The 24,147-nt window shown below is 62.0% G+C and carries 21 protein-coding genes; 15 read left to right on the top strand and 6 right to left on the bottom strand.

Annotated features, from left to right (window positions below; all coding sequences use genetic code 11):
- Positions 1-185 (top strand): hypothetical protein (locus AC4DF4_RS10575; protein WP_490048091.1); only part of this gene is annotated, 185 nt, incomplete at its 5' end.
- A 44-nt stretch (positions 186-229) separates the two neighbouring features.
- Complete coding sequence (locus AC4DF4_RS10570) at positions 230-634, top strand: cupin domain-containing protein (RefSeq protein WP_490048090.1); 405 nt, start codon at positions 230-232, stop codon at positions 632-634.
- On the opposite strand, the gene AC4DF4_RS10565 is transcribed toward AC4DF4_RS10570, so the two are convergent.
- Complete coding sequence (locus tag AC4DF4_RS10565; RefSeq protein ID WP_490048089.1) at positions 631-1,506, bottom strand: AraC family transcriptional regulator; 876 nt, start codon at positions 1,504-1,506, stop codon at positions 631-633. The genes AC4DF4_RS10570 and AC4DF4_RS10565 overlap by 4 nt on opposite strands.
- A 108-nt stretch (positions 1,507-1,614) precedes the next feature.
- Here AC4DF4_RS10565 and AC4DF4_RS10560 point away from each other — a divergent pair, with 108 nt between their 5' ends.
- From AC4DF4_RS10560 to AC4DF4_RS10510, 11 genes are all read left to right on the top strand, one after another.
- Entirely contained in the window at positions 1,615-2,484 is an 870-nt protein-coding gene (locus AC4DF4_RS10560; RefSeq protein ID WP_490048088.1) for a phosphoenolpyruvate hydrolase family protein, read from the top strand.
- Between the two features lie 4 nt (positions 2,485-2,488).
- The gene (locus AC4DF4_RS10555) at positions 2,489-3,697 is read left to right on the top strand and encodes a Tm-1-like ATP-binding domain-containing protein (RefSeq protein ID WP_490048087.1); all 1,209 of its coding nucleotides are present in this window, start codon (positions 2,489-2,491) and stop codon (positions 3,695-3,697) included.
- Positions 3,698-3,709: 12 nt separating this feature from the next.
- Complete coding sequence (locus AC4DF4_RS10550; protein ID WP_490048086.1) at positions 3,710-4,006, top strand: Dabb family protein; 297 nt, start codon at positions 3,710-3,712, stop codon at positions 4,004-4,006.
- Positions 4,007-4,010: 4 nt separating this feature from the next.
- A complete protein-coding gene (locus AC4DF4_RS10545) occupies positions 4,011-8,228 on the top strand; it encodes a PVC-type heme-binding CxxCH protein (RefSeq protein WP_490048085.1) in 4,218 nt (1,405 codons plus the stop codon).
- 37 nt (positions 8,229-8,265) lie between these two features.
- Positions 8,266-11,409, top strand: coding sequence for a PVC-type heme-binding CxxCH protein (locus AC4DF4_RS10540; RefSeq protein WP_490048084.1), 3,144 nt, complete (start codon positions 8,266-8,268; stop codon positions 11,407-11,409).
- Positions 11,410-11,502: 93 nt separating this feature from the next.
- On the top strand, positions 11,503-13,572 hold the full coding sequence (locus AC4DF4_RS10535; protein ID WP_490048083.1) for a TonB-dependent receptor: 2,070 nt from the start codon (positions 11,503-11,505) through the stop codon (positions 13,570-13,572).
- 48 nt (positions 13,573-13,620) lie between these two features.
- Positions 13,621-15,087, top strand: coding sequence for a PQQ-dependent sugar dehydrogenase (locus AC4DF4_RS10530; protein ID WP_490048082.1), 1,467 nt, complete (start codon positions 13,621-13,623; stop codon positions 15,085-15,087).
- Positions 15,088-15,464: 377 nt separating this feature from the next.
- A complete protein-coding gene (locus AC4DF4_RS10525; RefSeq protein ID WP_490048092.1) occupies positions 15,465-16,928 on the top strand; it encodes a glycoside hydrolase family 3 N-terminal domain-containing protein in 1,464 nt (487 codons plus the stop codon).
- Positions 16,929-16,973: 45 nt separating this feature from the next.
- A complete protein-coding gene (locus AC4DF4_RS10520) occupies positions 16,974-17,231 on the top strand; it encodes a type II toxin-antitoxin system RelB/DinJ family antitoxin (RefSeq protein WP_490048081.1) in 258 nt (85 codons plus the stop codon).
- Positions 17,228-17,497: a type II toxin-antitoxin system YafQ family toxin gene (locus tag AC4DF4_RS10515; RefSeq protein ID WP_490048080.1), complete on the top strand. Its 270-nt coding sequence runs from the start codon at positions 17,228-17,230 to the stop codon at positions 17,495-17,497. Before AC4DF4_RS10520 ends, AC4DF4_RS10515 begins: the two co-directional genes overlap by 4 nt.
- An 18-nt stretch (positions 17,498-17,515) precedes the next feature.
- Positions 17,516-18,784 carry an efflux RND transporter periplasmic adaptor subunit gene (locus tag AC4DF4_RS10510; protein WP_490048079.1) on the top strand — a complete coding sequence of 423 codons (1,269 nt, stop codon included), beginning with the start codon at positions 17,516-17,518 and terminating at the stop codon, positions 18,782-18,784.
- Here AC4DF4_RS10510 and AC4DF4_RS10505 read toward each other — a convergent pair.
- Entirely contained in the window at positions 18,774-19,622 is an 849-nt protein-coding gene (locus AC4DF4_RS10505) for an ABC transporter permease (protein WP_490048078.1), read from the bottom strand. The genes AC4DF4_RS10510 and AC4DF4_RS10505 overlap by 11 nt on opposite strands.
- Positions 19,623-19,669: 47 nt before the next feature.
- Positions 19,670-19,831 (bottom strand): hypothetical protein, encoded by a 162-nt coding sequence (locus AC4DF4_RS10500; protein ID WP_490048077.1) that lies wholly within the window; start codon positions 19,829-19,831, stop codon positions 19,670-19,672.
- A gap of 156 nt (positions 19,832-19,987) precedes the next feature.
- Between AC4DF4_RS10500 and AC4DF4_RS10495 the strand changes: the two genes are divergently transcribed.
- The gene (locus tag AC4DF4_RS10495; protein WP_490048076.1) at positions 19,988-20,665 is read left to right on the top strand and encodes a D-Ala-D-Ala carboxypeptidase family metallohydrolase; all 678 of its coding nucleotides are present in this window, start codon (positions 19,988-19,990) and stop codon (positions 20,663-20,665) included.
- A 214-nt stretch (positions 20,666-20,879) separates the two neighbouring features.
- Here AC4DF4_RS10495 and AC4DF4_RS10490 read toward each other — a convergent pair whose 3' ends face one another.
- Both AC4DF4_RS10490 and AC4DF4_RS10485 read right to left on the bottom strand, forming a co-directional pair.
- A complete protein-coding gene (locus AC4DF4_RS10490) occupies positions 20,880-21,509 on the bottom strand; it encodes a response regulator (protein WP_490048075.1) in 630 nt (209 codons plus the stop codon).
- On the bottom strand, positions 21,490-22,518 hold the full coding sequence (locus AC4DF4_RS10485; RefSeq protein ID WP_490048074.1) for a sensor histidine kinase: 1,029 nt from the start codon (positions 22,516-22,518) through the stop codon (positions 21,490-21,492). The genes AC4DF4_RS10490 and AC4DF4_RS10485 overlap by 20 nt, the downstream gene beginning before the upstream one ends.
- A gap of 161 nt (positions 22,519-22,679) precedes the next feature.
- Between AC4DF4_RS10485 and AC4DF4_RS10480 the strand changes: the two genes are divergently transcribed.
- Positions 22,680-23,144 carry an NUDIX domain-containing protein gene (locus AC4DF4_RS10480; RefSeq protein ID WP_490048073.1) on the top strand — a complete coding sequence of 155 codons (465 nt, stop codon included), beginning with the start codon at positions 22,680-22,682 and terminating at the stop codon, positions 23,142-23,144.
- Here the strand turns inward: AC4DF4_RS10480 and AC4DF4_RS10475 are convergent.
- Positions 23,129-23,872 carry an HAD family hydrolase gene (locus AC4DF4_RS10475; protein WP_490048072.1) on the bottom strand — a complete coding sequence of 248 codons (744 nt, stop codon included), beginning with the start codon at positions 23,870-23,872 and terminating at the stop codon, positions 23,129-23,131. The genes AC4DF4_RS10480 and AC4DF4_RS10475 overlap by 16 nt on opposite strands.
- Positions 23,873-24,147: the final 275 nt, after the last annotated feature.

Genomic DNA, 24,147 nt, shown 5'->3' with positions numbered 1-24,147 from the left:
CGGCACAAACCACGCCGCTCGACGCCGCGTCGCTCTATGAAAAAATCGAGCGCGTCGTGATTCCGCTTTACTATAACGAACGAGACCGCTTTCTCGACATCATGCGCCACGCCATCGCCCTCAACGGTGCGTATTTCACCACCCAGCGAATGTTGCTCCAATACGTCCTGAGCGCCTATTTCTAGCAAACCGGTCCGCTGCCCGCCGAAATCGTCACCCGATCAAAATCATGAACAAAACCCCATTCATCACCCAAGCCGAGGCCATGAAGGAAGACTTCAAGGGCCGCACGAACTACTGGATGTGCCGTCCGGAGATCACCAACGCCAAGGACCTGCAAATCTGCCGCGCCGTCCTGCCCGCCGGCGAGGGCCATGATTTCCATCACCATCCCGAGTTGGAAGAGGCGATCTACGTCATCGAGGGCGAGGTCGAGCAATGGGTCGGCGAGGAAAAGCAAATCCTCAAGGTCGGCGAGGTCGCGCACATGCCGCCCGGCGTCGTCCACGCCACTTTCAACCTCAGCGGCAAGGACGCGGTGATCCTCGCCATCCTCTCGCCGGGAGCCGCCACCGGGCCGTTTCTCGTCGATGTCAGCGGCGAGGAGCCCTGGGCGTCGCTGCGCGGCTGCTAGCGCCGGAACTCGGACGGCCGCCAGCCGATCCATTTGTAGAAGGTGTTGGAAAACGTGAACGCGCTCTCGAATCCAACCGCCCTCGCGATCACTTCGACCTTGTCGTCGGTGACCGACAGCAAATGGCGCGCCCGCTGAAGGCGCAGGTGCGTCAGGTGTTGCATCGGGCTCCGGCCGATTTCCTTCCGGCAAAGCCGCCGCAGGTGCTCTCCGCTCATGCAAGCGGCGGCGGCGAGTTCCTCTAACGACCACCCCCGCGCCAGGTCCGTCTCCACCCGCTGCCACAGCCGCCACAGCCGGTCGTCCGACGAATGGGGCTGGGCGAAACGCACGACATAGTGGTGCACCAGCTCGCTCCAATGGTGCAGCGCGGATGCCCCGTTAGCCGAGCTGCTTTCCGCGTGCAGCCCTTCGATCGCCGCCTTGAGCGGAGCTGTGTCGAAATTTCCGGCGACGGGAGAAAGCGAGGAGAGAATCGGCCGCGATTCACGCGATTCGCGATACCGCACCCAGACAAAACTCCACTTCTTCCCCGGCAGGCACTTGAGCGCGTTCATCACGAACGGCGGCAGCAGGCAGGCCTGACCGGCCCGGATGCGCTTCCATTGTCCGTCAGCGAGGATCACGCCCTCACCCTCCATACACGCCAGCATGAAAGTCCCGCTTTGATCCGCCCGCACGATTTCAAACGGCGGCACCGCTTTCATGATCCCGCAATGGGAAATGTGGTGCTGGCCGAGCAGCGGACAGACCGGACCGTCCTGCATCCAGCCGCGCAGGTCGGAGACATCCGCCCGCACGACCTGATAGCGCGTCGATTTCCCGAGGATCTCGATATCCTCTGGCTGACTTGCGGGTCCGGACTCTTTCATGGATGGCGGCGCGATGCTGGATGACGATGTGGAATCGGGATAGCCGAAAGTGGACTCCGTTTCACCTTCCACGATTGACGCCGCCATGCCCCGCCGTAATCAAAAGCCATGCCGAACCCATGGACTGGAAAAGGAAATCCCTACACCCGCACGGAAGTCATCGAGCGCTTCAACGACACGCTCTCGAAAGGCCAGGCGATCATCGCCGCCGGCGCGGGCTCGGGAATCAGCGCGAAATTCATCGAGAAGGGCGGCGCCGATCTCATCATCATTTATAATTCCGGCCGCTTCCGCATGATGGGCCACGGCTCGACCGCCGGCTTGATGGCCTATGGCGATGCCAACGCCATCGCCATGGAAATCGGCGAATATGAGGTACTCCCCATCGTCGAGGAAGTCCCGGTCATCTGCGGCGTCCACGCCACCGACCCGCGCCGCCGGATGTGGCATTGGCTCGGCCAAGTGAAGAACATGGGCTTCTCCGGCGTGAACAATTTCCCCACCCACACGATCGTGGACGGTCACTTCCGCAGCGTGCTTGAGGAAACCGGCATGAGCGTGAAGAAGGAGTTCGAAATGATCGCCCTCGCCCGCAAGATGGACTTGTTTTCCATCGTCTATGTCGGCACCCCGGAAGAAGCGGTGGAAATGGCGAAGTCCGGCGCGGACGCGATCATCGCCCACGTCGGCACCACCGTCGGCGGCTCGATCGGCGTGACCAACGCGGTGGTGAGCTGGGAGGAAACGATCAAGCGCACCCAAGACATCATCGACGCCGCGAAGACCGTCCGCGACGACATTTTCTACCTCTGCCACGGCGGCCCGATCAACACCCCGGAAGACGCGGACCGCGTGATCCAGGCCACCGATTGCGTCGGCTTCGTCGGCGCGTCGAGCCTCGAACGCATGGGCGTGGAAGAGTCACTCACCAACATCACCCGCCAGTTCAAATCCATTTCCGTCAAACGGAAGAACTAACACCATGGCCACCATCGCCGTTCTCGGAACACTCGACTCAAAGGGTGAGGAACACGCTTTCGTCGCCGCGTGGATCCGCGCCCGTGGCCATCAGGTTCTGCTGATCGACGTCGGCACCGGCGGCCCGCCAACCGTGGTCCCGAACTTCACCCGCGAGCAGGTCGCCGCGTTCGCCGGGATTGATCTCGCGGAAATTCTCACCCGCAAGGACCGCGGCGAATGCGTGGTGGCGATGAGCCAGGCCGCACCGCTCTTTCTGGCGAAACTCGCAGCCGCGCGCGAGATCGACGGCGTCATTTCCCTCGGCGGTGGCGGCGGCACGGCGATCGCCACCGCGGCGATGCGCGCCCTGCCGATGGGGTTTCCAAAACTCATGGTTTCCACGCTGGCCTCCGGAAACACTGCGCACTATCTCGGCACCAAGGACATCGTCATGATGCCAAGCATCGCCGACATCGCCGGACTGAACCGACTCTCGCGCATCATCTTCTCCCGCGCCGCCGGGGCGATTTGCGGGATGGTGGAAGTGGAAATCCAAATCGACGAGGCTCGGCCGTTAGTCGTCGCCAGCATGTTCGGCAACACCACCGCCTGCGTCACCGAGGCGAAGCGCATCATTGAGGAAGCGGGCTACGAAGTCCTCGTCTTCGCCGCCACCGGGGCGGGCGGCAGATCGATGGAATCGCTGATCGAGAGCGGCCTGGTCGCCGGGGTCCTCGATCTAACCACAACCGAATGGGCGGACGAACTCGTCGGTGGAGTCCTCAACGCCGGACCCGAGCGGATGGACGCCGTCGGCAAGGCTGCAATCCCCGCCGTCATCGCGCCGGGCTGCCTCGACATGGTGAACTTCGGTGAACGCGACTCGGTCCCCGCAAAATTCACGGACCGGAATTTCTACATCCACAACCCGCAGGTCACGCTGATGCGGACCACGCCGGAAGAATCCGCCGCCCTGGGCCGCATCCTCGCGGAGAAGGTCAACCGCTACGAGGCTCCAGCGGTGGTCATGATTCCAAAAAGGGCGATCAGCATCATCAGCGCCGCCGGCCAGCCGTTCCATGATCCCGCTGCGGATGAAGCGCTTTTCGAGGCGATCCACACCCACGCGAAGGTCCCGGTCGAAGATTTCGAGGAAGAGATCAACAGCCCGGCCTTCGCCAGAGCCTGCGCGCAAAAACTGCTCGGACTGATGAAAGTTGCTAGAATTTAACCCCACACATCCATGATAAGACACTACGGCATGTTCCAATTCCACCCGGAGATCACTCCGGAACAAATCGACGAATGCTTTGCGGAGATGTCCGCGATGGTCGGTAAAATCCCCGGCCTGCTCTCGGTCGAGCACGGTCCTTACGACAGCCCGGAAGGCCTCAATGACGGCTTCACCCACGGCTTCGTCATGACATTCGACACCGCAGCCAACCGCGATATCTATCTGCCCCATCCTGAGCACGAGCGGGTGAAGGATATCGTCGTGCCACGATTGGCGCGGGTCACGGTATTCGATTTTGAAAACTGATTTTATGAAGTGGCTTCTGATTTTGCTAACCGCGCTGCCACTGGCGGATGCGGCACCGGTTCCCCTTTTTGATGGAAAATCCCTCGCTGGCTGGGAAATGCCCGCCGGAGAGGAGAAGTGGTGGCAGGTGAAGGAAGGGATGATCGTCGGCGGCTCGCTGGAGCAGAAGGTCCCGACGAATCTCTTTCTCAGTTCAGCCCGTGAATTCCAGAACTTCGAGCTCACCTTCAAGATCCGCCTGGTGAAGGGCGCGGGCTTCATGAATTCCGGCATGCAGGTGCGTAGCGCGCGCGACGCAGGCAAGCCACACATGTCTGGCTATCAGGTCGATGCGGGGATCGGCTACTGGGGGGATCTTTACGATGAGCATCGTCGGGACAAGAAGCTCACCGGCCCGGTGGACTCAGCAGCCTTGGCGAAGGTGGTGAAGGATTGGGAATGGAACGATTACCGGATTGTTTGTGAAGGCCGCCAGATCCGCTCATGGATCAACGGCCAGCCAGCGGTCGATTTCACAGAAACCGACCCTGCGATTCCACTCGATGGCAAGCTCGGCATCCAGGTCCACGCTGGCGGAACACTGCTGGTGCAGCTCAAGGACATTTCCATCACCGAACTCCCCGCGACTCCGGGTGCCCCCTCGTGGAAGGCCCCGAAGCCGGCCATTAAACAGCAGAAGACCGAGGGCTCCGCTGCAAAAACTCCCGAGGAGGAGCGTCAGTCCTTCCAACTTCCCGAGGGCTTCGTCGCTGAACTGGTGACGTCCGAGGAACAGGGCGTCGGCAAACCGATCACCATGGCCTGGGATGCCCGCGGACGGCTGTGGACGATGACCGCGCTCGAGTATCCGGTGGATGCGAATGAAAACCGCGCCAACGCCGAGGCACTCTATGCCCGTGGGGGGAAAGACCAAGTGCTGGTGATCGATCATCCGGAACGATCCGGACCGCAGACTGCACGGGTGTTTGCCGAGGGATTGGCGCTTCCTATGGGGCTATTGCCCGATCTCGATGGCAATGGCGCGTTCGTCCAATACGGCTCGCAAATCCGTCGCTACCTCGACACCGACAAGGATGGAAAAGCCGACAAGTTCGACGTCGTGCTGGAGGGCTTCGGCATCCAGGACTCGCACCTCCTGCCGCACCAGTTCGAGAGGGCGCCGGGTGGTTGGATCTACGTGGCGCAGGGGCTTTTCAATGACTCGACCGTGCGTCGTCCGGGTGGTCTCCCGTTCGCGGACGGCTCGAAGGAGAAAGCTTTCAAAGCCTGCAAGCTCGCCCGCTTCCGACCGGATGGCAGTGACTTCGAACTCGTCAGCGCAGGACCTAACAACATCTGGGGCTTCTTCCAGACCCGTGCCGGTGAAACATTCCTCCAGGAAGCCAACGACATGGGAATTCCAGTCACGGAGTATGAGCCCGGCACCCACTACGCGACCGGCTCGAATGAAAAGCTTCGCCCCTACGCGCCGCAGATTCCGGCATCGATGAAACCGATCATGGGCGGCACCGGCCTCAGTGGCCTCGCCGTCGCTGAGGATCGGGACAGCGCCTTTGCCAAAGCCTATGGCGGTGATCACGTGATCTATGTCGCCAACCCGATCACCGGGCGCATCCAGGTGATCACGACCAAGGTGGAGGAAAACCGGCATCCGGAGTATTCCAAGCGCGAGGACTTTCTTGTTTCCAGCGATCCCTGCTTCCGACCGGTGTCGATCCACTTCGGCCCCGATGGCTTTCTCTACATCGCGGACTGGTATAACAAGATCATCTCTCACAACGAGGTGCCGAGAGCCCATCCGGACCGCGACAAGACCCGCGGTCGCATCTGGAGGATCCGCCCGGTGGGCGCGGAGACGCCCGCGCCGGTGAACCTAACGGCGATTTCCGACGACAAGGTGATCGGTGTGTTAGGCGGTCCGTCCGCCCGCACGGCGGCCATGGCGTGGGCTTGGTTGGGCGAGCGGAAGAATCCTGGAACCCTCGCGAAACTTGCCAGGATCACGGTGGACCCCAAGGCAGCGATGGCTCACCGGCTCGATGCGTTTTGGGCGCTGGAACTCGGCAAGGCCGTCACTCCCGCCATTCTGCAATCCTTCATCGCCGATCCCTCGTCAGCGGTCCGCTATCAGGCTGTTCGCGCGGCCGGAGAGCTTCAGATTGCTCCTGCGGAGTTCGTTTCTCTGTTAGACAAAACCCCGGACGATCCGAGCTACCGGGTCCGCGCGGCGCTGGCGAATGCGGTGCGCGGCCATCGTGCGCCGTCGCCGGAAATGATGGCGCTCGTCGCCCGGCTGGGGCGTGAACCGCTCGATGCCGCCGGCCAGTGGGGAAAATACGACCGCGAGTTCGAGCGCTACCTTGCCCGCTGGGCGATGGAAACGCATTCCGATGAAACGGCGAAGATGCTGGAGTCGGATCGCTCGCTTTCGCAGGAAAGCCGCTTGCTGGCGATCCTCGCACTGGAGCCCGCGTCCGCGGCAGCCTTGCTGGTGAAGGACCTGCCTTCACTTTCCCGGCCGCTGACAAAGGACGAACTGACATTGTTAGGCGCCCAGATCACCCAACCGGCGGTGCTGGCGGCCTTCCAGTTGTTACTCGGCGACGAGGCGCGCCGGAAGCCGGTCTTGCAGAATCTAACCCGTCTCGATGCCAATTCCCTGGCGAATCCCGTCCTCGCGGCTGCGGTTTCCGCAGCGTGTGAGGCAATGCTCTCCAAGTCACCGAATGCCGAGGATCGCGCGTTGGTGCTGAAGCTGGTGCGGTTGTTCCGCCTGGCTTCGCTTGAGCCGGTGATCGCCGCGGAGATCAAGGCGGGTGCCCGCCCGGATGACCTGGTCCAGACGCTTTCCGCGCTGCGCGAAATCGAATCTAACCGTGTCGATTTGTTCGCGGGTTTGCTGGACCATCCGGATGATGCGGTGAGGCGCGAAGCCACCAGCGCGCTGGCGTTTTCCTCGGACATCAAGAGCGTCGATCTCCTGGCAGCCCGCTGGGCGAAGCTTCCCGGCGCGGTGCGGACGATCGCAGTCGATGGCTTGACGTCGTCGAAGGAGAAAGCCGTGGCGTTTGCAAAAGCCGCTTCAGGCGGAGCATTTCCCGGACTTGATGCCGGGGGCTTCGAGAAACTGATCGCGGCGCTTGGCCGCGGGGATGCCTCGCTGGCGGCCCTGATGGAGAAGACGGCGGGCATGTTCCGACCCGTGATCCGTGCGCCCGACAAGGGCGGGAAAGAAGCACCGCTCGACCTAACTGGACCATTCACCATTGAGACCTGGATCAAGTTCGATCCCGGCATCGACAACAACGACAGCCTGCTTGGCACCGCAGGCGGGGCGGACTTCAACTTCTATCAAAGCCGGCTGCGCGTTTATGGAGGAAAGGACGCTGGCAATCTCATAACAGCCAATCGGGCGCTTGTTCCGGACGTGTGGGTCCATTGCGCGGTCACGCGGGATGCGGAGGGGAATTTCCGGTTCTATTTCGATGGTGAGCTCGATCAGGACAAGTGCCGCCCCTATCGGGAGCCGCTTGTAGGATTAAAGATCGGCGAGGCCAACACCGGCCAGCCAGCTGCCGCGCGATACGACGAGTTCAGGATCTGGAATGTCGCGCGATCCGCAGACGAGATCCGGGCAAGCTTTCGCACGAGACTCGGCCAGGAAACGCCCGAGCATTTGCTAAACAAGTTCACGGGTGAGGCTCCTGGCAACCTTGGCACGGAAATGACTCATGATTTCCCGGCCCTTGTGACTCCCGCCGAGGCCGCTGCGGCTGCCGCGAAGTTCGCGAAATTCACTGCGATGACAGGGAAGCCGGGCGATCCGGCGGCCGGCCGCGCCCTCTTCCAAGCGAGCTGCATGATCTGCCATCTGGTGAAAGGCGAGGGCCAGCAAATCGGACCGGACCTCAGCGGCGTCGGAGCCATGGGCATCCAGGCCGTCCTGCGCAACGTCCTCGATCCTAATGCCCAGCTCGAAAGCGGCTACTATCGCCACGATGTCTCGCTCACCGACGGATCGCTCATCAGCGGGTTTTTGGTCGAGGAAACGAAGGAGTCGCTCACGATCCGGCCGATCGGGGCCGATCCCAAAGTCATCCCGCTCGCATCTATTGCCAATCACACTATCTCAAAACGCTCGCTCATGCCGGAGGGCTTGATCGAAGGCTTCAGTGAAAAACAGGTTGCCGACTTGTTCAGCTACATCAACTCGTTGAAGTGATTTCAGCGGAAACCCTTACCTCAAATTGCAAAAACCCATGATCTGCCGAGTTCTATCCATCGCCTTCGTCAGCTTGCTGGCCGTCATCCCGGCCGCGGCGGAGGCCCGGCGGCTGGAAGTCCTGTTCCTCGGCGACAACGGCCATCACGACCCGCTCGAACGCTACCGCGTCCTCAAGCAAGCCCTCGGCCCGCAGGGATTCAACCTCACCTTCATCGAGGATCTCGACAAAGTCACCCGCGCGAACCTCGATTTGTATGACGCCCTCATCGTCTATGCGAACCATGAAAAAGCCAAGGTGCCGGAAGCGATCCTGCCATGGGTGAAAGATGGCGGGGCGCTCGTCGCCCTGCACAGCGCCTGCGGGAATTTCCACCCGTCCAATGACTGGTTCGACCTCGTCGGAGGTCGCTTCAAGAGCCACGAAGGATTTGAATTCAGCCCGAAAACCGTCGATACCGAGCACCCGATCACCAAGGACCTGCCCGTGCTCAAATCGTGGGACGAGACCTATCAGCACATGGACCTCACCGCGGACCGCCACCTGCTCCAGGTCCGCGAGCCGATGAACAAGGGCGAGACCGAACCCGAGCCATGGACATGGACCCGCACCGAGGGCAAGGGCCGCGTCTTCTACACCGCCAGCGGCCACGACCTTCGTTGCTGGGACCAGGAGGCCTATCAGATTCTAGTGAAACGTGGCATCCTCTGGGCCATCGGCGAGAAAAAAGCCGGGGAGTTCGCCGGATTCAAGCTTCCACCGCTTGAAACGGAGGTTCCTCAAATCGAGAACCGCACGCATCCGGAGATCCCGATGATGGAGCTGCAGAAACCGCTTTCCCCCGCAGACAGCGCCGCGCACACCCAGGTTCCCGCCGGCACCAAACTGGTGCTGTTCGCCTGCGAGCCGATGGTCATCAACCCGATCTCCATCGACTGGGACACCAGGGGCCGCGCGTGGGTGGTCGAGAGTTTCGGCTATCCTAACAATGTCCCCGACGAGCCCGGCAGCGGTCAGGACAAGATCAAGATCCTTGAAGACACGGACGGCGACGGCCGCGCCGACAAAATGACGGTCTTCGCCGAAGGTCTGCGCCATTGCACGACCAGCGTTTCTGTCAAAGACGGCGTGGTCGTCACCGACGGCAAGGACATCGTCTATCTGGGCGACGGAAACGGCGACGGGAAATCCGATATCCGCAAGGTGCTGGCGACCGGACTGAACATCCACGACACCCACGCCGCGACCTCGCAGTTTCTCTATGGCCTGGACAACTGGATTTACGCCACCGTCGGCTACAGCGGCGTGGACATCGACCTGAATGGCAAGCAGCACAAATTTGGCCAAGGCGTTTTCCGCTTCCGCCCGGACCTGTCGAAGTTGGAGCTGCTTCAAAACACCACCAACAACACCTGGGGCCTCGGCTTCACCGAGCAAGGCGACGTCACCGGCTCGACGGCTAACAACAACCCGTCGTGGATCCTCTCCATCCCCGCGGCAGCCTACGCTGGCAGCGGGATCCCGCAGCCGAAAACCCCGCGCCTCGACACCTCGGTCAAGGTGGACCCGAGCGCGAAGAATCCGCAGGCCTTGAAGCTGACCAAGATCTTCACCAACACCAAGGACGTCACCCAGGTGGATCAAATCGGCAGCTATACCGCAGCTGCCGGGCACCATTATTACACGGACGACGTTTTAGGCGGCACGTTCTCCACCAACAACGCCTTCATCTGCGAGCCCACGGGCCACATCGTCGCCACCGGCGATGTGCTCGACAACGGCTCGTTGAAGCAGACCTTGCTGCGCGGCAACAACGCCTTCGCCAGCTCGGACGCCTGGGCCGCGCCGGTGGCAGCGCGTGTCGGGCCGGACGGCGCGTTGTGGATCGCGGATTGGTATAACCCGATCGTCCAGCACAACGTCGTCTTTCGTTATTTCAATCAGGCGCGCAACTACGACCAGCCGCACAGCCCCTATCAGAGCGGTGTAAAAAAGGGGCCCGGCAAGGGCAACGCTTACGAAACCCCGCTGCGCGACGCCACCCACGGCCGGATCTGGCGGATCGTTCCGGCCAATACTCCCGTCCGCCGGGAAGCCGGCATCGATCCTTCCAAACCCGCCACGCTTATCGCCGGACTTTCCTCCCCATCCCAGCTGATCCGGCTTCACTCGCAGCGTCTGCTCGTGGAGCAAGGCGGAAACGAGGCGGCCCTCTCGTTAGTGAAACTCGTCACCGGCGACGCGCCTCTCGCGGCCATTCACGCGATCTGGACGCTGGAAGGCCTCGGTGCCGCGCGCGGTTTCCTATCAGCCGCGCTCAAGTCGCCGCACCCGCTCGTCCGCCGTCATGCGATGATCGCACTTGGCGCGAATGACCCAAGCGTGGTCGCCGCCTTGCCGGAGCTTCTTGAGAAGGCCGATAGCCCGCGGGAACAACTTTACGTCCTCACCACCGCCGCCCTCGCGCCGCAGGACGCGGCCGTTTCCTCAGCTCTGTGGAAACTCGTTTCCAGCGTGAAGCCGATGGACGGAACCTTGCTAGAAGCGGCCAGGCTCGCCATGCGCCGCCAAGGCCTCACGCTGCTCGGCGTCGATCTCGCCAAGTTCGGCGAAGGACCGCCGACGACCTGGCAGGACAAGGAAATCCTCGCCGTCGTTTCCCGCGTCGCCGCCAGTGCGGATCCCGAGGCGCTGGTGAAATTCGCCACCACCGCGCCGGCCGGATTGCGCGGCCACATCGAGCGAATCCTCGCCGCGCCGCCGGAAATCGACAGGACACCGGTGGACGTGCCTAACCGCTTCATCACCGGCCGCGATTTATACATGAAGGCGTGCATCGAGTGCCATCAGGCGGATGGTCGCGGCGTGCCGCAAACGTTCCCGCCGCTGGCAGGCTCCGAGTGGGTCAAGGGCGACCGCGACACCCTGCTGCGCATCGTGCTCGGCGGCCTTTCCGGCCCGATCGAAGTGAACAAACTGAAATTCAACGCCGTCATGCCCGGCCACAGTCACGTCAGCGATGCGGAAATCGCCTCGATCGCCACCTTCGTGAGGTTCGCGTTTGGCGACCTCAAGGAAAAGCCCGTCACCCCCGAGGAAGTCAAAGCGCTGCGGCCCGACGTGGAGAAGCGCAAATTCGTTCCGTGGACCGTCGATGAATTGCGTGCCGCGGGGAAATGACCAGGCACCCAATTCCGGAAATCGACTCTCCTTCAAACAGTTCTTGGGTTCACGCAGAAACAATGGATGTTTCCCGGCAGAGCGGAACAACCCATGGCAGCGGCCCTCATCTCCGAAATCAAAACCGGCCTGTTGTTGACAGTGTTGGCCGCATGCCAGGCATCTGGGCAATCGTCCGAGCTTCTGCCTCCCATCACCGTGCTCGCGGAGCGTCGGTTGGGCGGGGGACTGGCCACCACGCCGGCGGAGTGGTCCCGCGACGATTTGCGAAAAGCCGCCCCGCGGACCATCGACGAGATGCTGGCGAAGGAGCCGGCGTTCTCACTCTATCGGCGGCAGTCGTCGGTTTTCGGCAATCCGACCTCGGCGGGCGTGAGCCTCCGCAACACCGGAGCGACCGCCGCCTCGCGGACCTTGGTTCTGTTGGACGGCATCCCGCAGAACGACCCGTTCGGCGGCTGGGTTTACTGGGCGCGCTACGATGCGGCGGCGCTCGATTCCATCCGCATCGTGCCTGCGGCGAGGGCGGCAGTCTGGGGAAACCAGAGCCCGGCGGGAGTGATCCAGATGAACGGACGCGCGCCGTTTGAAAACCGCCACTCGCTTAAGGTCGGCGGCGGCAGCCAGGGAACTATCAGCGGCTCGACTTCCCATCAGATGACCAACGCGGACAAGACGCGGGCGGTTTCATTCTCCGCCTTCGGCCTTCACACCGACGGCTTTTTCGCGGTCGATTCCTCACAGCGCGGCCCGATCGACCGCAAGCTGGACACCGAGCTGGCCGGAGCGGATTTGAAACTCACCTGGCTCGCCGCACCCGGACTAACCGTCGAACCGATGGTTTCCTGGTATCAGGAAAACCGCGGCAACGGCACACCCCTAACCGGCAACTCGACCGAGGCGCTTGACCTCGCGCTGCGGGTCACCTCGGATGACGGCGATTTTTCCTGGCAGGCGCTGGCCTGGCACCAGCGGCGGGAGTTCGAGTCGGTGTTCAGCTCGGTCAATGCGGACCGGACGGCGGAAACGCTGGCGCTGGACCAGTTCGATGTGCCCGGCCGCGGCACCGGCGCGGCGTTCACCACGCTGTGGGACGGCGGCGGCGCGTGGACCTTCAGCAGCGGCGCGGACACCCGGTTTCTATCCGGCGAGACGAATGAAGCCGTCGGCACTTTCCGCGCTCGGGAAGCGGGCGGCGGCCAGGCGTTCGCCGGGATCTTCGGCGCGGCGGCTCATCAGGCGGACGAGCGGACACGCGTCGATGCGAGCGTCCGGCTTGACGGCTGGAAGCTAACCGACGGGCGCAGGAACGAGACCTCGCTCGCGACCGGAGCAGCGCTGCGGAGGGATAGACAAACCGACCGGGACGGCATCGAGCCATCGGCGGCGGTCGAGCTGACGCACCAGTTTCGGGACGATTTGTCAGGAAATATTTCCGCAGGCACGGCTTTCCGGCTGCCGACCTTGAACGAGCTGCACCGCCCGTTTCGTGTCCGCAACGACATCGTCGAGGCGAATCCGGATCTGGACGCCGAGCGGTTTTTCAGCATCGAGGCGGGGCTGGATTGGGAACCGGAGAGTAACCTGAAAATGAGCGCCGCGGTTTTTCAGCACTGGATTTCCGACGCCATCGCCAACGTGCCGGTGACCGATCCCGCACAAATCACGGAGATATTCGGGACCATTCCGACGGGTGGCAGCGGCTCGCAGCGGCAGAATGTGGAGCAGGCGCAGGTGAGCGGGATCGAAGGGAAAATCGAGTGGCTGCCCGTGGATTCCGTGACGCTGGCCTTCGCCGGCTTGTGGTCACGCACCGATTTCACCAAGTCCCCGGATCAGCCGTTGTTGGATGGAAAACCGTTCCCACAGGCACCGGACCTCCGCCTCATCGCCAGCGCCGATTGGCGGGCGACGGATCGCTGGTCGTTTTTCGCAGGCTGTGAATACGGGTCCTCGCAATACGACGACGCGCTCGCCAGCCGCTCGATCCCGGATTTCACCACCGTGCGAATCGGTGCGTCGTGGCAGGTCGCGGGGACGATCTACCAGATCCGCATCGAGAATCTCTTTGACGAAGACATCCAGACCGGCCTGAGCAGCGACGGGATCCGCACCTACGCCGCTCCGCGCTCACTGTGGATCGGCGCGGAGTGGGAATTTTGAGACCTGCGCGACAGAAACCATTCCCGCATTGCGTTTCAACGCGAATTCATGACTCTTCCCGCCGTGCGCACGCTCCTACCCATGCTGCTTTGCCTCGCCGGCATCGCCTCCGCCCAGAAAATCAAGGTGGAAGACCTCTACGCCAAGAACTGCTCGGGCTGCCACGGCGCGAAGTTCGAGGGTGGCCAGGGCGGTTCGCTCGTCGATGGCGTGTGGAAACACGGAAGTGGCGACGCCGAGATTTTCAAAACCATCACCAAGGGCAATCTCCAGCTGGGCATGGTTCCTTGGGAAGGCATTCTCACCGGCGATCAAATCCGCTCACTCGTGATTTTCCTCCGCGAGAAGGAAAAAGAGACTCTCGCCAAAGGGATGAGTTTCCCGAAACCATCGCCCGACAAAGTCACCCAGACCGAGCTGCACGACTACCGCATCGAGGCCCTCGTGGAAAACGGGCTCAAAAATCCGTGGGCGATCGCCTTCCTCCCCGACGGCCGCAGACTCGTCACGGAGAAGTCCGGCCAGTTGCGCTTCATCACCGCCGACGGGAAACTGGACCCGAAGATCATCGAGGGAATTCCACCGGTGATCGAGCACGGCCAGGGCGGCCTGATGGAAGTCGCGCTCCACCCGGATTACGCGAAAAACGGCTGGGTTTACCTCGGCATTTCGGACGGCACGCGGGATAAACGCGAGGGCGCCAAGGATGAGGTCCGCTGCCTAACCGCGGTCGTCCGCGGCAAGATCAAGGGCCACCTGTGGACCGACCAGCAATGGATCTATCGACCCGACCCGAAATTCCGCTCGGACGCGGGTGTCCACTTCGGAACCCGTTTCGTTTTCGACAAGGGCTATATCTATTTCGTGATCGGCGAGCGCGGCGGCTTGATGGAAGTCCAGGACCTCTCCCGGCCCAACGGCAAAATCCACCGCCTGCACGACGACGGCCGCGTGCCCGAGGACAACCCGTTCGTGAAAACCAAGGACGCGATTCCAAGCATCTGGTCCTACGGCCACCGCAACCCGCAGGGCCTCGTGATGGATCCGCGCGACGGTTCGCTTTACAGCACCGAGCACGGCCCGCGCGGCGGCGACGAGCTGAACCTGATCAAGCCCGCCGCCAACTACGGCTGGCCGATCGTCACCCTCGGCATGAACTACAGCGGCATGCCGATGAGCTATTCCGGTCCCGACGGAAAGGAAATCCTGTCCGTCACCGAGAAGGAGGGCATCGAACAACCTGTTGCCTACTGGCTGCCATCCATCGCCGTTTGTGGCTTGGATTTCTACACCGGCGACAAGTTCCCTAAATGGAAGAACGACCTGCTCGTCGGCGCGCTCGCCCAACAGGAAATCCGCCGCCTCCGCATCGTGGACAAGAAAGTTGTCTCCCAGGAAATCATCCTCAAGAACATCGGCCGCGTGCGCGACGTCGCCATGGGTCCGGATGGACTACTCTACGTGATTCTCAACGCCCCCGACCGCCTCGTGCGGCTCGTGCCGGCAGGGAAGTGAGATCGAAGGAATCCGCTCATTTGACCGCTCAACGGGTTGCTTTGTAAGCCTCGCCAATTCGCCGCGGGAAAGTTACTTTCCAAAGATGACTCGCCCGACACGGCAAAGATGGCGGCAGTGGCTGATCGGGACGTGGAGTTGGAAGCGCCCCCTGAAGTCGCTGGCATTCATTTACGGGCGCCTCTTCGTGGTGGCTGTCTTTTTCACGGTCAGTGGAAAGTCACTGCTTCTTCACGGAGCGCGCACGCCGAATTCACGATAAAAGGCGTGTAACCGGGTTGATCGGGAAGATGATCAACGGGTGCGTGCTTTGATTTCCCGTTCACGATTGCTTGTCATCCCATGGTGGATGGCTGCGGTGATTAGGGAATCACCTCATCATTGGCTGGCTCGGCAAGCAGGACACGCAGGATCTAGCGGCGAAAGGGGGAATCGCCGGGGTGTTCCTCACGAGCCGGAGTTTCCCGGCGAACTCAACGGTCAGCGACATCCGGCGGACCGTGGACGAGCTCCAGGCCGTGCGCCGGGAAGCCGGGCTGCCGCCACTGTGGATCGCCACCGATCAGGAGGGCGGACCCGTGGCGAAACTCTCGCCTCCCCTTTCCCGGCAACCGGCGTTGCATACCCTGCTGGAGGATCTCGACGGCCCGGATCTCGCCCATCAGCCTGCCAGAGCCGCTGAAATCATCTGCCGGGTGACCGCCTATGCGGATGCCCAGGGCAAAGAGTTAGCCGCAGCGGGCATCAATTTGAACTTCGCGCCGGTAGTCGATTTACGCCCGTCCAATCCTCCCGATGCGCTGGATTTCCACAGCCGGATCGCCACCCGCGCCCTCGCCGCCGATCCGGCGACAGTCGCCATGGTGGGGGAAACTTACGTCCGGACCCTCGCCAAGCACGGAGTCACCTCGGTTCTCAAGCATTTCCCCGGCCTCGGCAGGGTGCCTGCCGACACCCATCATTTTGCAGCGACCCTGAATATTCCCGCACATGAACTCGCAGCGTCCGATTGGCTGCCTTTCCGGCAAATTTCGGCAAACACAGGCACCGGGATGATGCTTGGCCACGTCCGGGTGGGCTCACTCGATCCCGATCATCCGGCCTCATGTTCGTCCGCTGTCGTCCGTCTTTTACGGGAGGACTGGGGATTCCGCGGGCTGTTAGTCACGGACGACTTCTCGATGGCTCCCATTTCCCATGGTCCGGGAGGAATCGCCCGCGCCGTGAAACAAAGCATGGCTGCGGGCGTTGATCTCATTTTTTTTGATGATCATGAGGCCACAACGAAACTCAAGGACGAACACGCGGACGCGATACGAGCAATTAAGAATAGCCATGCGGATGTGATAGCGAAGCGCGATAAGGCGAACGCTAAGGCACAAGCCCGCAGCACCGAGATAGCCATGAAGGTTCACGCGGATTATCGCGAGACGATAGCGCAGAAGGATGCGTTTTGTTTTTGCAGCTTGTCCCGCAGCCAGCCAGCGCTCGATGGCGCGGCGGATGACGGCGGCTTTGTGGAGGGTCTCCTCGCCTTCCCGTTCCAGGGTGAAGACGGCGGGACAAGCTTTGAACGATGCGAGGACCGTGAAACGAGCCTGGTCTCACCGGTTGACGATCCATGGAGACATCGGCGGACGGATTCCGCTGCGCGTCGGGGCTGCGGCAGAGTGCCGGGTGCCCATGGCAGGTTGCCGGAGCTTTGCCTCTCCACCAAGGCTGCGGGTGGGTTCCGGGCGATCCATGCCGCAGCAGGCTGCGAGCATCAAAGCGGCAGCAGGCTGCACGCAGTCCATGGCCTGCGGCGGATTTGGCAGCTGCTTTCAGTGGCACCCGCTTGAAAATCCTCATTTGACAGCGCGTTGCAAACGCAACACCTTGGGATCATGAAAACCGCCGCCGTTCACAGTCGCATCCAGCCTGAGATCAAGGAGAAGGCTGAAAGGATTCTTCATCGCCTGGGCTTGAGTCCGACCGAGGCGATCCGGATGTTCTACACCCAGATCGCTTTGAAAAACGGCCTGCCTTTCGATGTGGTCATCCCCAACGAGGAGACGGTCAAGGCCTTGGAGGACTCAAGGGCGGGAAAGAATCTGGAGAAGTTTGATTCCGTTGAAGAACTTTTTGAGAGCTGGAATGCATGAAGTCCATTTTTCAAACCCGCCAATTCAAGAAAGACTTCAAAAAACTGAGGAAGAGAGGGAAGGATATCGAGAAGCTCAAGGGCGTGGTGAGAGCCCTGGCGGCAGGTGAACCACTGGAAGAGCGGCATCGAGATCATCCGCAGATTGGTAACTGGTCAGGCTTTCGTGACTGCCATGTCGAGCCGGACTGGATCTTGATTTACGGGGTGGAGGACGAGTGCCTTTACCTTGAACGAACGGGCAGCCACAGCGATCTCTTCAGATAGATAATCATCCGATTACCCATGGCCACACCCGACACCTCCGCCGCCACCGCTCCTTGGGATACCAAGCGCGGCCCGAACGGGCAGCACCTCGTCCGCCGTTCGCTGCCTTGGCTTGGCGGGCTATTCCTGCTGTCGCTCATCGCCTGGGGACTGTGGCCGAAGCCGGTCATCATCGAGACCGGCGCGGTCGTCCGCGGCCCGCTGACGGTGCGCGTTTCCGAGGAGGGCAAGACCCGCGTGAGGAACCGCTACGTCGTCGCCGCGCCCGTCGCCGGGAAGATGCGCCGGGTGCCGCTCAAGCCCGGCGACGAGGTGAAAGCCGGCGAAACCCAGCTCACCGCCATCGAGCCGGTGGTCCCGCCGCTGCTCGATCCCCGCGCCCGCGCGCAGGCGGAGGCGCTGGTCTCGATGCACGAGGCGTCCCGCAAGCAGGCGGTCGCGTCGCTGGATGCCAAGCAGTCCGCCTTGCAGATCGCCATGGCGGACCGCGACCGCATCCGCGCCGTCACGCGGGTGGGCACGGTTTCGGACACCGACCGCGACCGCGCGGAAGGCGACGCCGCGATGCGGGCCGCCGAAGTCCGCGCGGCGGAGTTTTCGCTGCAAGTCATCGACTACGAACTCGCGCAGGCCCGCGCCGCGTTAGAGCGTCCGGAGTCGGTCACCGCCGGCAATCTTGTCGATGTGAAATCGCCCGTTTCCGGCCGCGTCCTCAAGGTGATGCAGGAAAGCGAAATGGTGGTCACGCCCGGCACCCAGATTTTGGAAATCGGCGATCCCGCGGACATCGAGATCGAGGCGGAAATCCTCTCCCGCGACGCAGTGACGATCCGTCCCGGCGATGCCGTGGAGGTCGAGCAATGGGGCGGCGAGAATCCGCTCAAGGGCCGCGTCCGCCGGGTGGAGCCCGCCGCGTTCACCAAGATTTCCGCCCTCGGTGTGGAGGAGCAGCGGGTCATCGTGCTGAGTGATCTGTTGGATATTCCAGAAGCCGCGAAGGCGCTGGGCGACCGGTTCCGCGTCGAGGTCCGCGTGGCGGTGTGGCATGCGGACGATGTGCTTATCGTCCCGGCCGGTGCCTTGTTCCGGGAGGGCAACGCGTGGAAGACCTACGTTTTCCGGGACGGCGAGGCCAAGCTCACCGCGGTCGATGCCGGCCACACGGACGGCCGTCTGACAGAAGTGGTTTCCGGCCTGCAAGCCGGCGACGAAGTGCTGCTCCACCCGCCGGACACGGTGACGGACGGGACGTCGGTGAAGAAGCGGCGCCTCCCGATCACGTCTTGAAGTCGCGGGTCTGGAACGAGAGCCAGCCGAGGGTGAAGAGGGTGACGTTGAGCCCGAACAGGAACGCGTAGGACTCGATGATTTTCGGCCACGAGAGCTGCTGCTCCATCATGAAGACCCAGGCGCTCATCCGCCAGGTGATGAAGTAGCTTTCGTAGGGTTTGAAGAACGGGAAGCCCTGCAGGATCATGTCCACAAACAGAATCGTCAGCGTGATGATGGTGGCGGCGGCGGGCTTGATCTTGAAACAGGAAAACATGAACGCGATCGACGACAGCGTGATCATGCTGACACCGATCCCGGCGGCGGATAGGGCGAGCCGGCCCGCGCCTTGCCACCAGTCGGGGTAGGCGGCGAAGACTTTCATTTTCGGCTCCATCACGAACAAGCCGCCTTCCCAGCCGACGGCGGCGACGGCCATGGCGTAGCCGGAAATGCCGACGAAGAACACGAAGGAAAACGTGTAGAGCGAGACGGCGGTGTATTTCACCAGCAGCAGGCGCAGGCGGCTGATCGGCCGGGCAAAGACGAGCCGCAGGTTGCCGTCCTCGTTTTCCTTGGCCACGATGTCGCCGGCGACCAGCGCGAAATAGATCGAGCCTAGCAGGAACATGCTCAGCAGCATGATGGTGAAGGTGATGGTCAGCGAGCTGTAGTAGGTGCCGAATTCCAGGCCGTTGCGCTCGAGCATGCCGTGCATGTAGTTCTGGCTGCGGGGCAGTTTGTAAACGAACAGGATGACGGCCTCCATGATGATGAAGGCGCCGTAGCCCATCCAGGTGCGGGGCCGGGCGAAGAGCTTGCGGAGCTCGCCGCGGAGTTGTTGGAGGAAGAGCATGTCGGTTTCAGTGTGTTCCCGCCCTTACACCGGGAATTTGCATGCGCTCACTTTTTGTCACGTTTCTTGGCGGCAATGTATCGCCGCTCAAACAAGCGGTCGAAGAGTTCTTTTGAAATCTCCCCGTCATCCTGAACTTTCTTGTAGAACTTGAAATTGGACTCGATGAGTTCATGAAGCATGTCCTGCGCGACCTCTTCAAAGGACATGGCTCTGTTATCCGGGTCTTTTTACAGTCTTTTTTGCTTGTCGCATCGGCTCCGCCTGATTGGTTCCACGGGAATTCGGCAGCTTTTCGCTGCGGAAAAACCGTGCTTCGGCACGCAATCCGCTTCGGCCAGCGTGCTCCTTTCCTCTGATTTCTCATGATTTTCCCTGAAACGCTCCCATCTCCTTTTGAAGCCAATCCGATCGACCGCCGTCGCGTCATCGGTGGCCTTGGCCTTGCCGGCCTCGGATTGCTGGTCTCTTCCACCTCGGCCAGCGCCGCGAGCTCTCACAGCGGCTCCGCGCCGAAAGTGACCGTCCAGACTCAAGCCCGCCAGAGCATCCGCCAGGAAAACCCGCGGCTCGACTTGTCAGGAGTGCCCGAGGAATGGGCGCAAAATCAGGGTTCGTCGCTGCCGGAATACAGTCGCTACCTCACGAATCTGAGACTGAGGAGCATCTCGCCGCAGCAGGTGATCGAGGCTCACGCGAAGTCGCACGGCTCGATCTGGAACGCCTTGCCGCCGAAAACCTGGTGGACGCGCATGGGATACACGCTGCGCGTCGCCGACCGGATCGCCCTCGAAATGAATGTCAGCGAGGTGGAAATCATTTCCGCCTACCGCTGCCCGGCTTACAACGCGCATTGCGAAGGGGCCAAGTCCGGCTCATGGCACCAGGCGAACGTCGCCGTGGACGTGAAATTCCCGGCGCGCGCCTCCCAAGTGGCCGCCGCGGCGCGGAATCTGCGGAGCCGCGGCCTCTTCAAGGGCGGGGTCGGCGGATATTGGAATTTCACCCACATCGACTCGCGCGGCGAGAACATGGACTGGTGAGTTTGCGCTTCATTTGAAAAAGCAGAACGCCGCCCTCCCCCCCCGGAAAGACGGCGTTCCTTTTTTTGTCCTACCGCGACCCTCACTCGCGGATCTCGGGCAAACTTTATGAACACATAACCAACACCTGTATTATTCTCCGGATTTCCAAGATCGAAAGCGGAGTTATGCCTATTTTCGTGTAGGTAAAAATGCCGACATTTCCCAAGCGGGCTCAATCCACCAAGCCGTGCTGCATGGCGTAACGGGTGAGTTCGACATTGGACGACAAGCCCATTTTCTCGGCGATCCGGCTGCGGTAGGTGGCCACGGTTTTGGCGCTCAGTGCCAGATCCGCGCTGATTTCCTTGATCGATTTACCCAGCGCGATGAGCCGGAGCACTTGGAGCTCGCGGTTGGAAAGGGCTTCGTGGGAGGTGGCGGCGGATTCGCCGGCGAGCGCGCCTGCCAGTTGCTCGGCCAGCGCAGGGCTGATGTAGCGGCGACCGGATAAAACCCGCTGGACCGCCGTCACCAACACGTCCGCCGCGCTTTGTTTGGAGACGTAGCCGGCGGCCCCCGACTTCAGGGCGCGCAGGGCGTAGTCCTTTTCCAAATGGCTGCTGATGACGAGGACGGGCAATGCCGGCTTCTCGACCCTGAGGTCCTGGATGAGCTCGAGCCCGTTGCGGCCGGGCATGTTGATGTCCACCATCGCCAAATCCCAAGGCTGTTTCATCACCGCCGCAAGGCCGGTTTTGGCATCCTCCGCCTCGCCGATTTCCACGCCCTTGAAATGCTCCTGCAACAAGGAAGCCATTCCGCGTCTCACGATGGCGTGATCATCAATGATCAGGATTTTCATGGCGCAAATCGGAGTTGGCGTTGGCCGACAAAGGCAGGGTGAGGGTCACCACGGTTCCCTTTTCCGGATGGCGGGCGAAAACCACTTGGCCGCCGACGTTTTCCGCCCGCTCGAGCATCCCGATCAAGCCGAGGGATCTCGGGTTTTCGACGACTGACGGGTCGATGCCCTTGCCGTCGTCATGGACCACCAGCATGAGCCCTTGATCGCTAACGGAGATGGCCGCATCGACTTTCCGGGCTTCCGCGTGACGGGCGACGTTGGTCAGGGCTTCCTGGAAAATCCGGAACACCGTGGTGGAAACCTCGGGCGGGAGCATCGGCGGGACGTTCGTGATCGAGATGGAACAAGGAATGCCCGTGCGGCTGGAAAACTGCTCGGCCTCCTCCGTCAGGGCGGCGGCGAGCCCCAGATGGTCCAAGGCGCTCGGCCGCAAGCCGGCGGAAATCCGCTGGACCGAGGCGATCGTGGCATCGACCAGGTTCGATGTCTCCACCAGCTTGTCGATGACCGGGTTCAAAGCGCGCTCCTCGCGTTCTTCGAGCCGGTTTTCGATCAAGCGCAGCTGCATCTGGATGCCGGTGAGCAGCTGCCCGAGCTCGTCGTGGATTTCACGGGCGATCCAGGTCCGGTCTTTTTCCCGCAGCGACTGCACGTGGGAGGAGAGCTTGCGGAATTTCTCGCGGGCTTGGTCGATCACCGCGATACGCTCCAGCTCGGCACGCCGCCATCCGCTGTAAGCATGACGCAGCACCAGGAATAACAGAATGGCGGTGGTGATGACGAAATTGAGACCCTTGAGCGTCTGGACGAAACCGGACTCGGTCACGTCCACCGGGGACTTGCTCAGGACCAGGTCGGAACCCACGATCCAGAGGCTCGCGGCGATGAAATAGATCACGACGATCCGCACCTCCGGCAGCGACCAGCGACGTGGGGGCGGCGCTTCGTGCACCAGCTGATCGTGCTCGGAAGCGTGATCAGGCTCGATAGTGACGACGTTTTTCACTGAGCCATCCAATAGCCCACGAACTCGACGAGGTCGAGCGAGGAATTGGGATGCGGAAGTTGTTAGCGCGGGATCTGCCGGGACGGGTCAATCAAGCCTCAGCCAAGATCCGGGAAAGTTAAGGATTGTCACGCGGGGGTTGAAACGGCATCTAAAAAGCCATGGTTCGTTACCGTCCAAATGTCGCCGCATTGGTCGTGAATTCAGCGGGCAACCTGTTGATTTGCGAGCGCTGGACGATTCCGGGCGCCTGGCAATTTCCACAAGGTGGAGTCGATGCGGGCGAAACTCCCGAAGAAGCGCTGTTCCGCGAGGTCCGCGAGGAAGTCGGCTTGGAGGCCAAACACTACGAGGTGATCGACCGCCGCGAAGGCTACCGCTACCTTTATCCGCAGGGCGCGCGCGGGAAAAAACTCCGCAAGCACGGCAGTCACGGCCAGGAACAAACCTATTTCCTCTGCCATCTGAAGCCGGACGCGCCGCAGGTGAACGTGCGCCAAAAGCAGCGGGAATTCCGCGCCTACCGCTGGATTCTGCCAGTGGAGTTCGATCTCGACTGGCTGCCCGCCTTCAAGCGCGACGTCTACCGGGAGGTCATGCGGGATTTCTTTCAAGTCGAACTCTGACCGATGCCGAGGAGCAGCGCGAGGGCGCGGCGGGCAAACCCGACCCGCGACTTCCACGGGCGCTCCGGGCGGACGATTTCCCAGCCGGATTCTTCCGCGAGGGCGGTGAGCCGGGACGATGGATTGACGACGGTGACGGAGTCGCAAAGCGTGAGCATCGGCAGGTCCGCGCAGCTGTCGGTGTAGCCATGGCAACGGCGCAACTTGCCGTTTTCGAAATACGACGCGGGCAGCAATTCCTTCAAGCGCTCCACCTTCGCCGCGCCCTTATTATTTTCCAAATCCGGGAAAAACGCGCCCAGTTCGACGGGCGTGCCGAGCGTGAGATGGAAGCCGAGCTCGCGGCCGATCTCCGCTGCGTAAAACTCCGGGCTGGCGGAGGCGAGGATCAGGACATGGCCGGCGGCGCGGTGGCGTTCCAGCTTTCCGCGCAGTTCCGGATAGATCGCCGGCATCAGGGAAACCGCGAATTCCCGCGAGTATTCGGCCAAGGTTTCGCGGTCCATCAGCCACAAGTAGCTGAGGAAAACCCGCTTCATCCCGGCGGCCTGCAGCAGTCCCGCCAGCGGCAGGAACGCCAGGAACACCGGCAGGAAAATCCCCCGCCACGGCTCGCGGCGGACCACGAAATGCCGGAATAACAACTGGCAGTCCCAGGCGATCAAGGTGCCGTCAAGATCGAACAAGGCGATGCCCGCAGGCGGAGTTTCGGGGATCGGGGCAGGCACGCGCCGAACATCCAGCCATCCGGGCGAAGGATCAAGATTTGACTGTGAATGTGTCCCGGCTGTCTCAGCCGGGAGCGGAGCGTCGGATGCCGGCTGGGGCAGCCGCCACACATTCCTAACTCCCCACCCCGCGTCCCCTTATTTCCCCGCAACCATATCGCCTGCGCCCCTCACCATCACCCGCCGCTCCGCCTCTCCCTCCGCAACTCCGCGTTTCGCTTCATCCCATCCTCAAAACCCCGTCGTCCCTTTGCACCTCTGCGGTTCAAATTCGT

Source organism: Luteolibacter sp., from assembly GCF_058122085.1.
Note: the sequence above shows the minus strand (reverse complement) of the source record. Positions and strands in the feature narration are given on the sequence as shown.

Coding starts and splice junctions, on each gene's coding strand:
- AC4DF4_RS10505 (WP_490048078.1), bottom strand. CDS start 19,622: ATGCTCTTCCTCCAACAACTCCGCGGCGAGCTCCGCAAGCTCTTCGCC.
- AC4DF4_RS10545 (WP_490048085.1), top strand. CDS start 4,011: ATGAAGTGGCTTCTGATTTTGCTAACCGCGCTGCCACTGGCGGATGCG.
- AC4DF4_RS10495 (WP_490048076.1), top strand. CDS start 19,988: ATGATTTTCCCTGAAACGCTCCCATCTCCTTTTGAAGCCAATCCGATC.
- AC4DF4_RS10570 (WP_490048090.1), top strand. CDS start 230: ATGAACAAAACCCCATTCATCACCCAAGCCGAGGCCATGAAGGAAGAC.
- AC4DF4_RS10515 (WP_490048080.1), top strand. CDS start 17,228: ATGAAGTCCATTTTTCAAACCCGCCAATTCAAGAAAGACTTCAAAAAA.
- AC4DF4_RS10490 (WP_490048075.1), bottom strand. CDS start 21,509: ATGAAAATCCTGATCATTGATGATCACGCCATCGTGAGACGCGGAATG.
- AC4DF4_RS10555 (WP_490048087.1), top strand. CDS start 2,489: ATGGCCACCATCGCCGTTCTCGGAACACTCGACTCAAAGGGTGAGGAA.
- AC4DF4_RS10500 (WP_490048077.1), bottom strand. CDS start 19,831: ATGTCCTTTGAAGAGGTCGCGCAGGACATGCTTCATGAACTCATCGAG.
- AC4DF4_RS10530 (WP_490048082.1), top strand. CDS start 13,621: ATGACTCTTCCCGCCGTGCGCACGCTCCTACCCATGCTGCTTTGCCTC.
- AC4DF4_RS10535 (WP_490048083.1), top strand. CDS start 11,503: ATGGCAGCGGCCCTCATCTCCGAAATCAAAACCGGCCTGTTGTTGACA.
- AC4DF4_RS10540 (WP_490048084.1), top strand. CDS start 8,266: ATGATCTGCCGAGTTCTATCCATCGCCTTCGTCAGCTTGCTGGCCGTC.
- AC4DF4_RS10510 (WP_490048079.1), top strand. CDS start 17,516: ATGGCCACACCCGACACCTCCGCCGCCACCGCTCCTTGGGATACCAAG.
- AC4DF4_RS10550 (WP_490048086.1), top strand. CDS start 3,710: ATGATAAGACACTACGGCATGTTCCAATTCCACCCGGAGATCACTCCG.
- AC4DF4_RS10565 (WP_490048089.1), bottom strand. CDS start 1,506: ATGAAAGAGTCCGGACCCGCAAGTCAGCCAGAGGATATCGAGATCCTC.
- AC4DF4_RS10480 (WP_490048073.1), top strand. CDS start 22,680: ATGGTTCGTTACCGTCCAAATGTCGCCGCATTGGTCGTGAATTCAGCG.
- AC4DF4_RS10520 (WP_490048081.1), top strand. CDS start 16,974: ATGAAAACCGCCGCCGTTCACAGTCGCATCCAGCCTGAGATCAAGGAG.
- AC4DF4_RS10560 (WP_490048088.1), top strand. CDS start 1,615: ATGCCGAACCCATGGACTGGAAAAGGAAATCCCTACACCCGCACGGAA.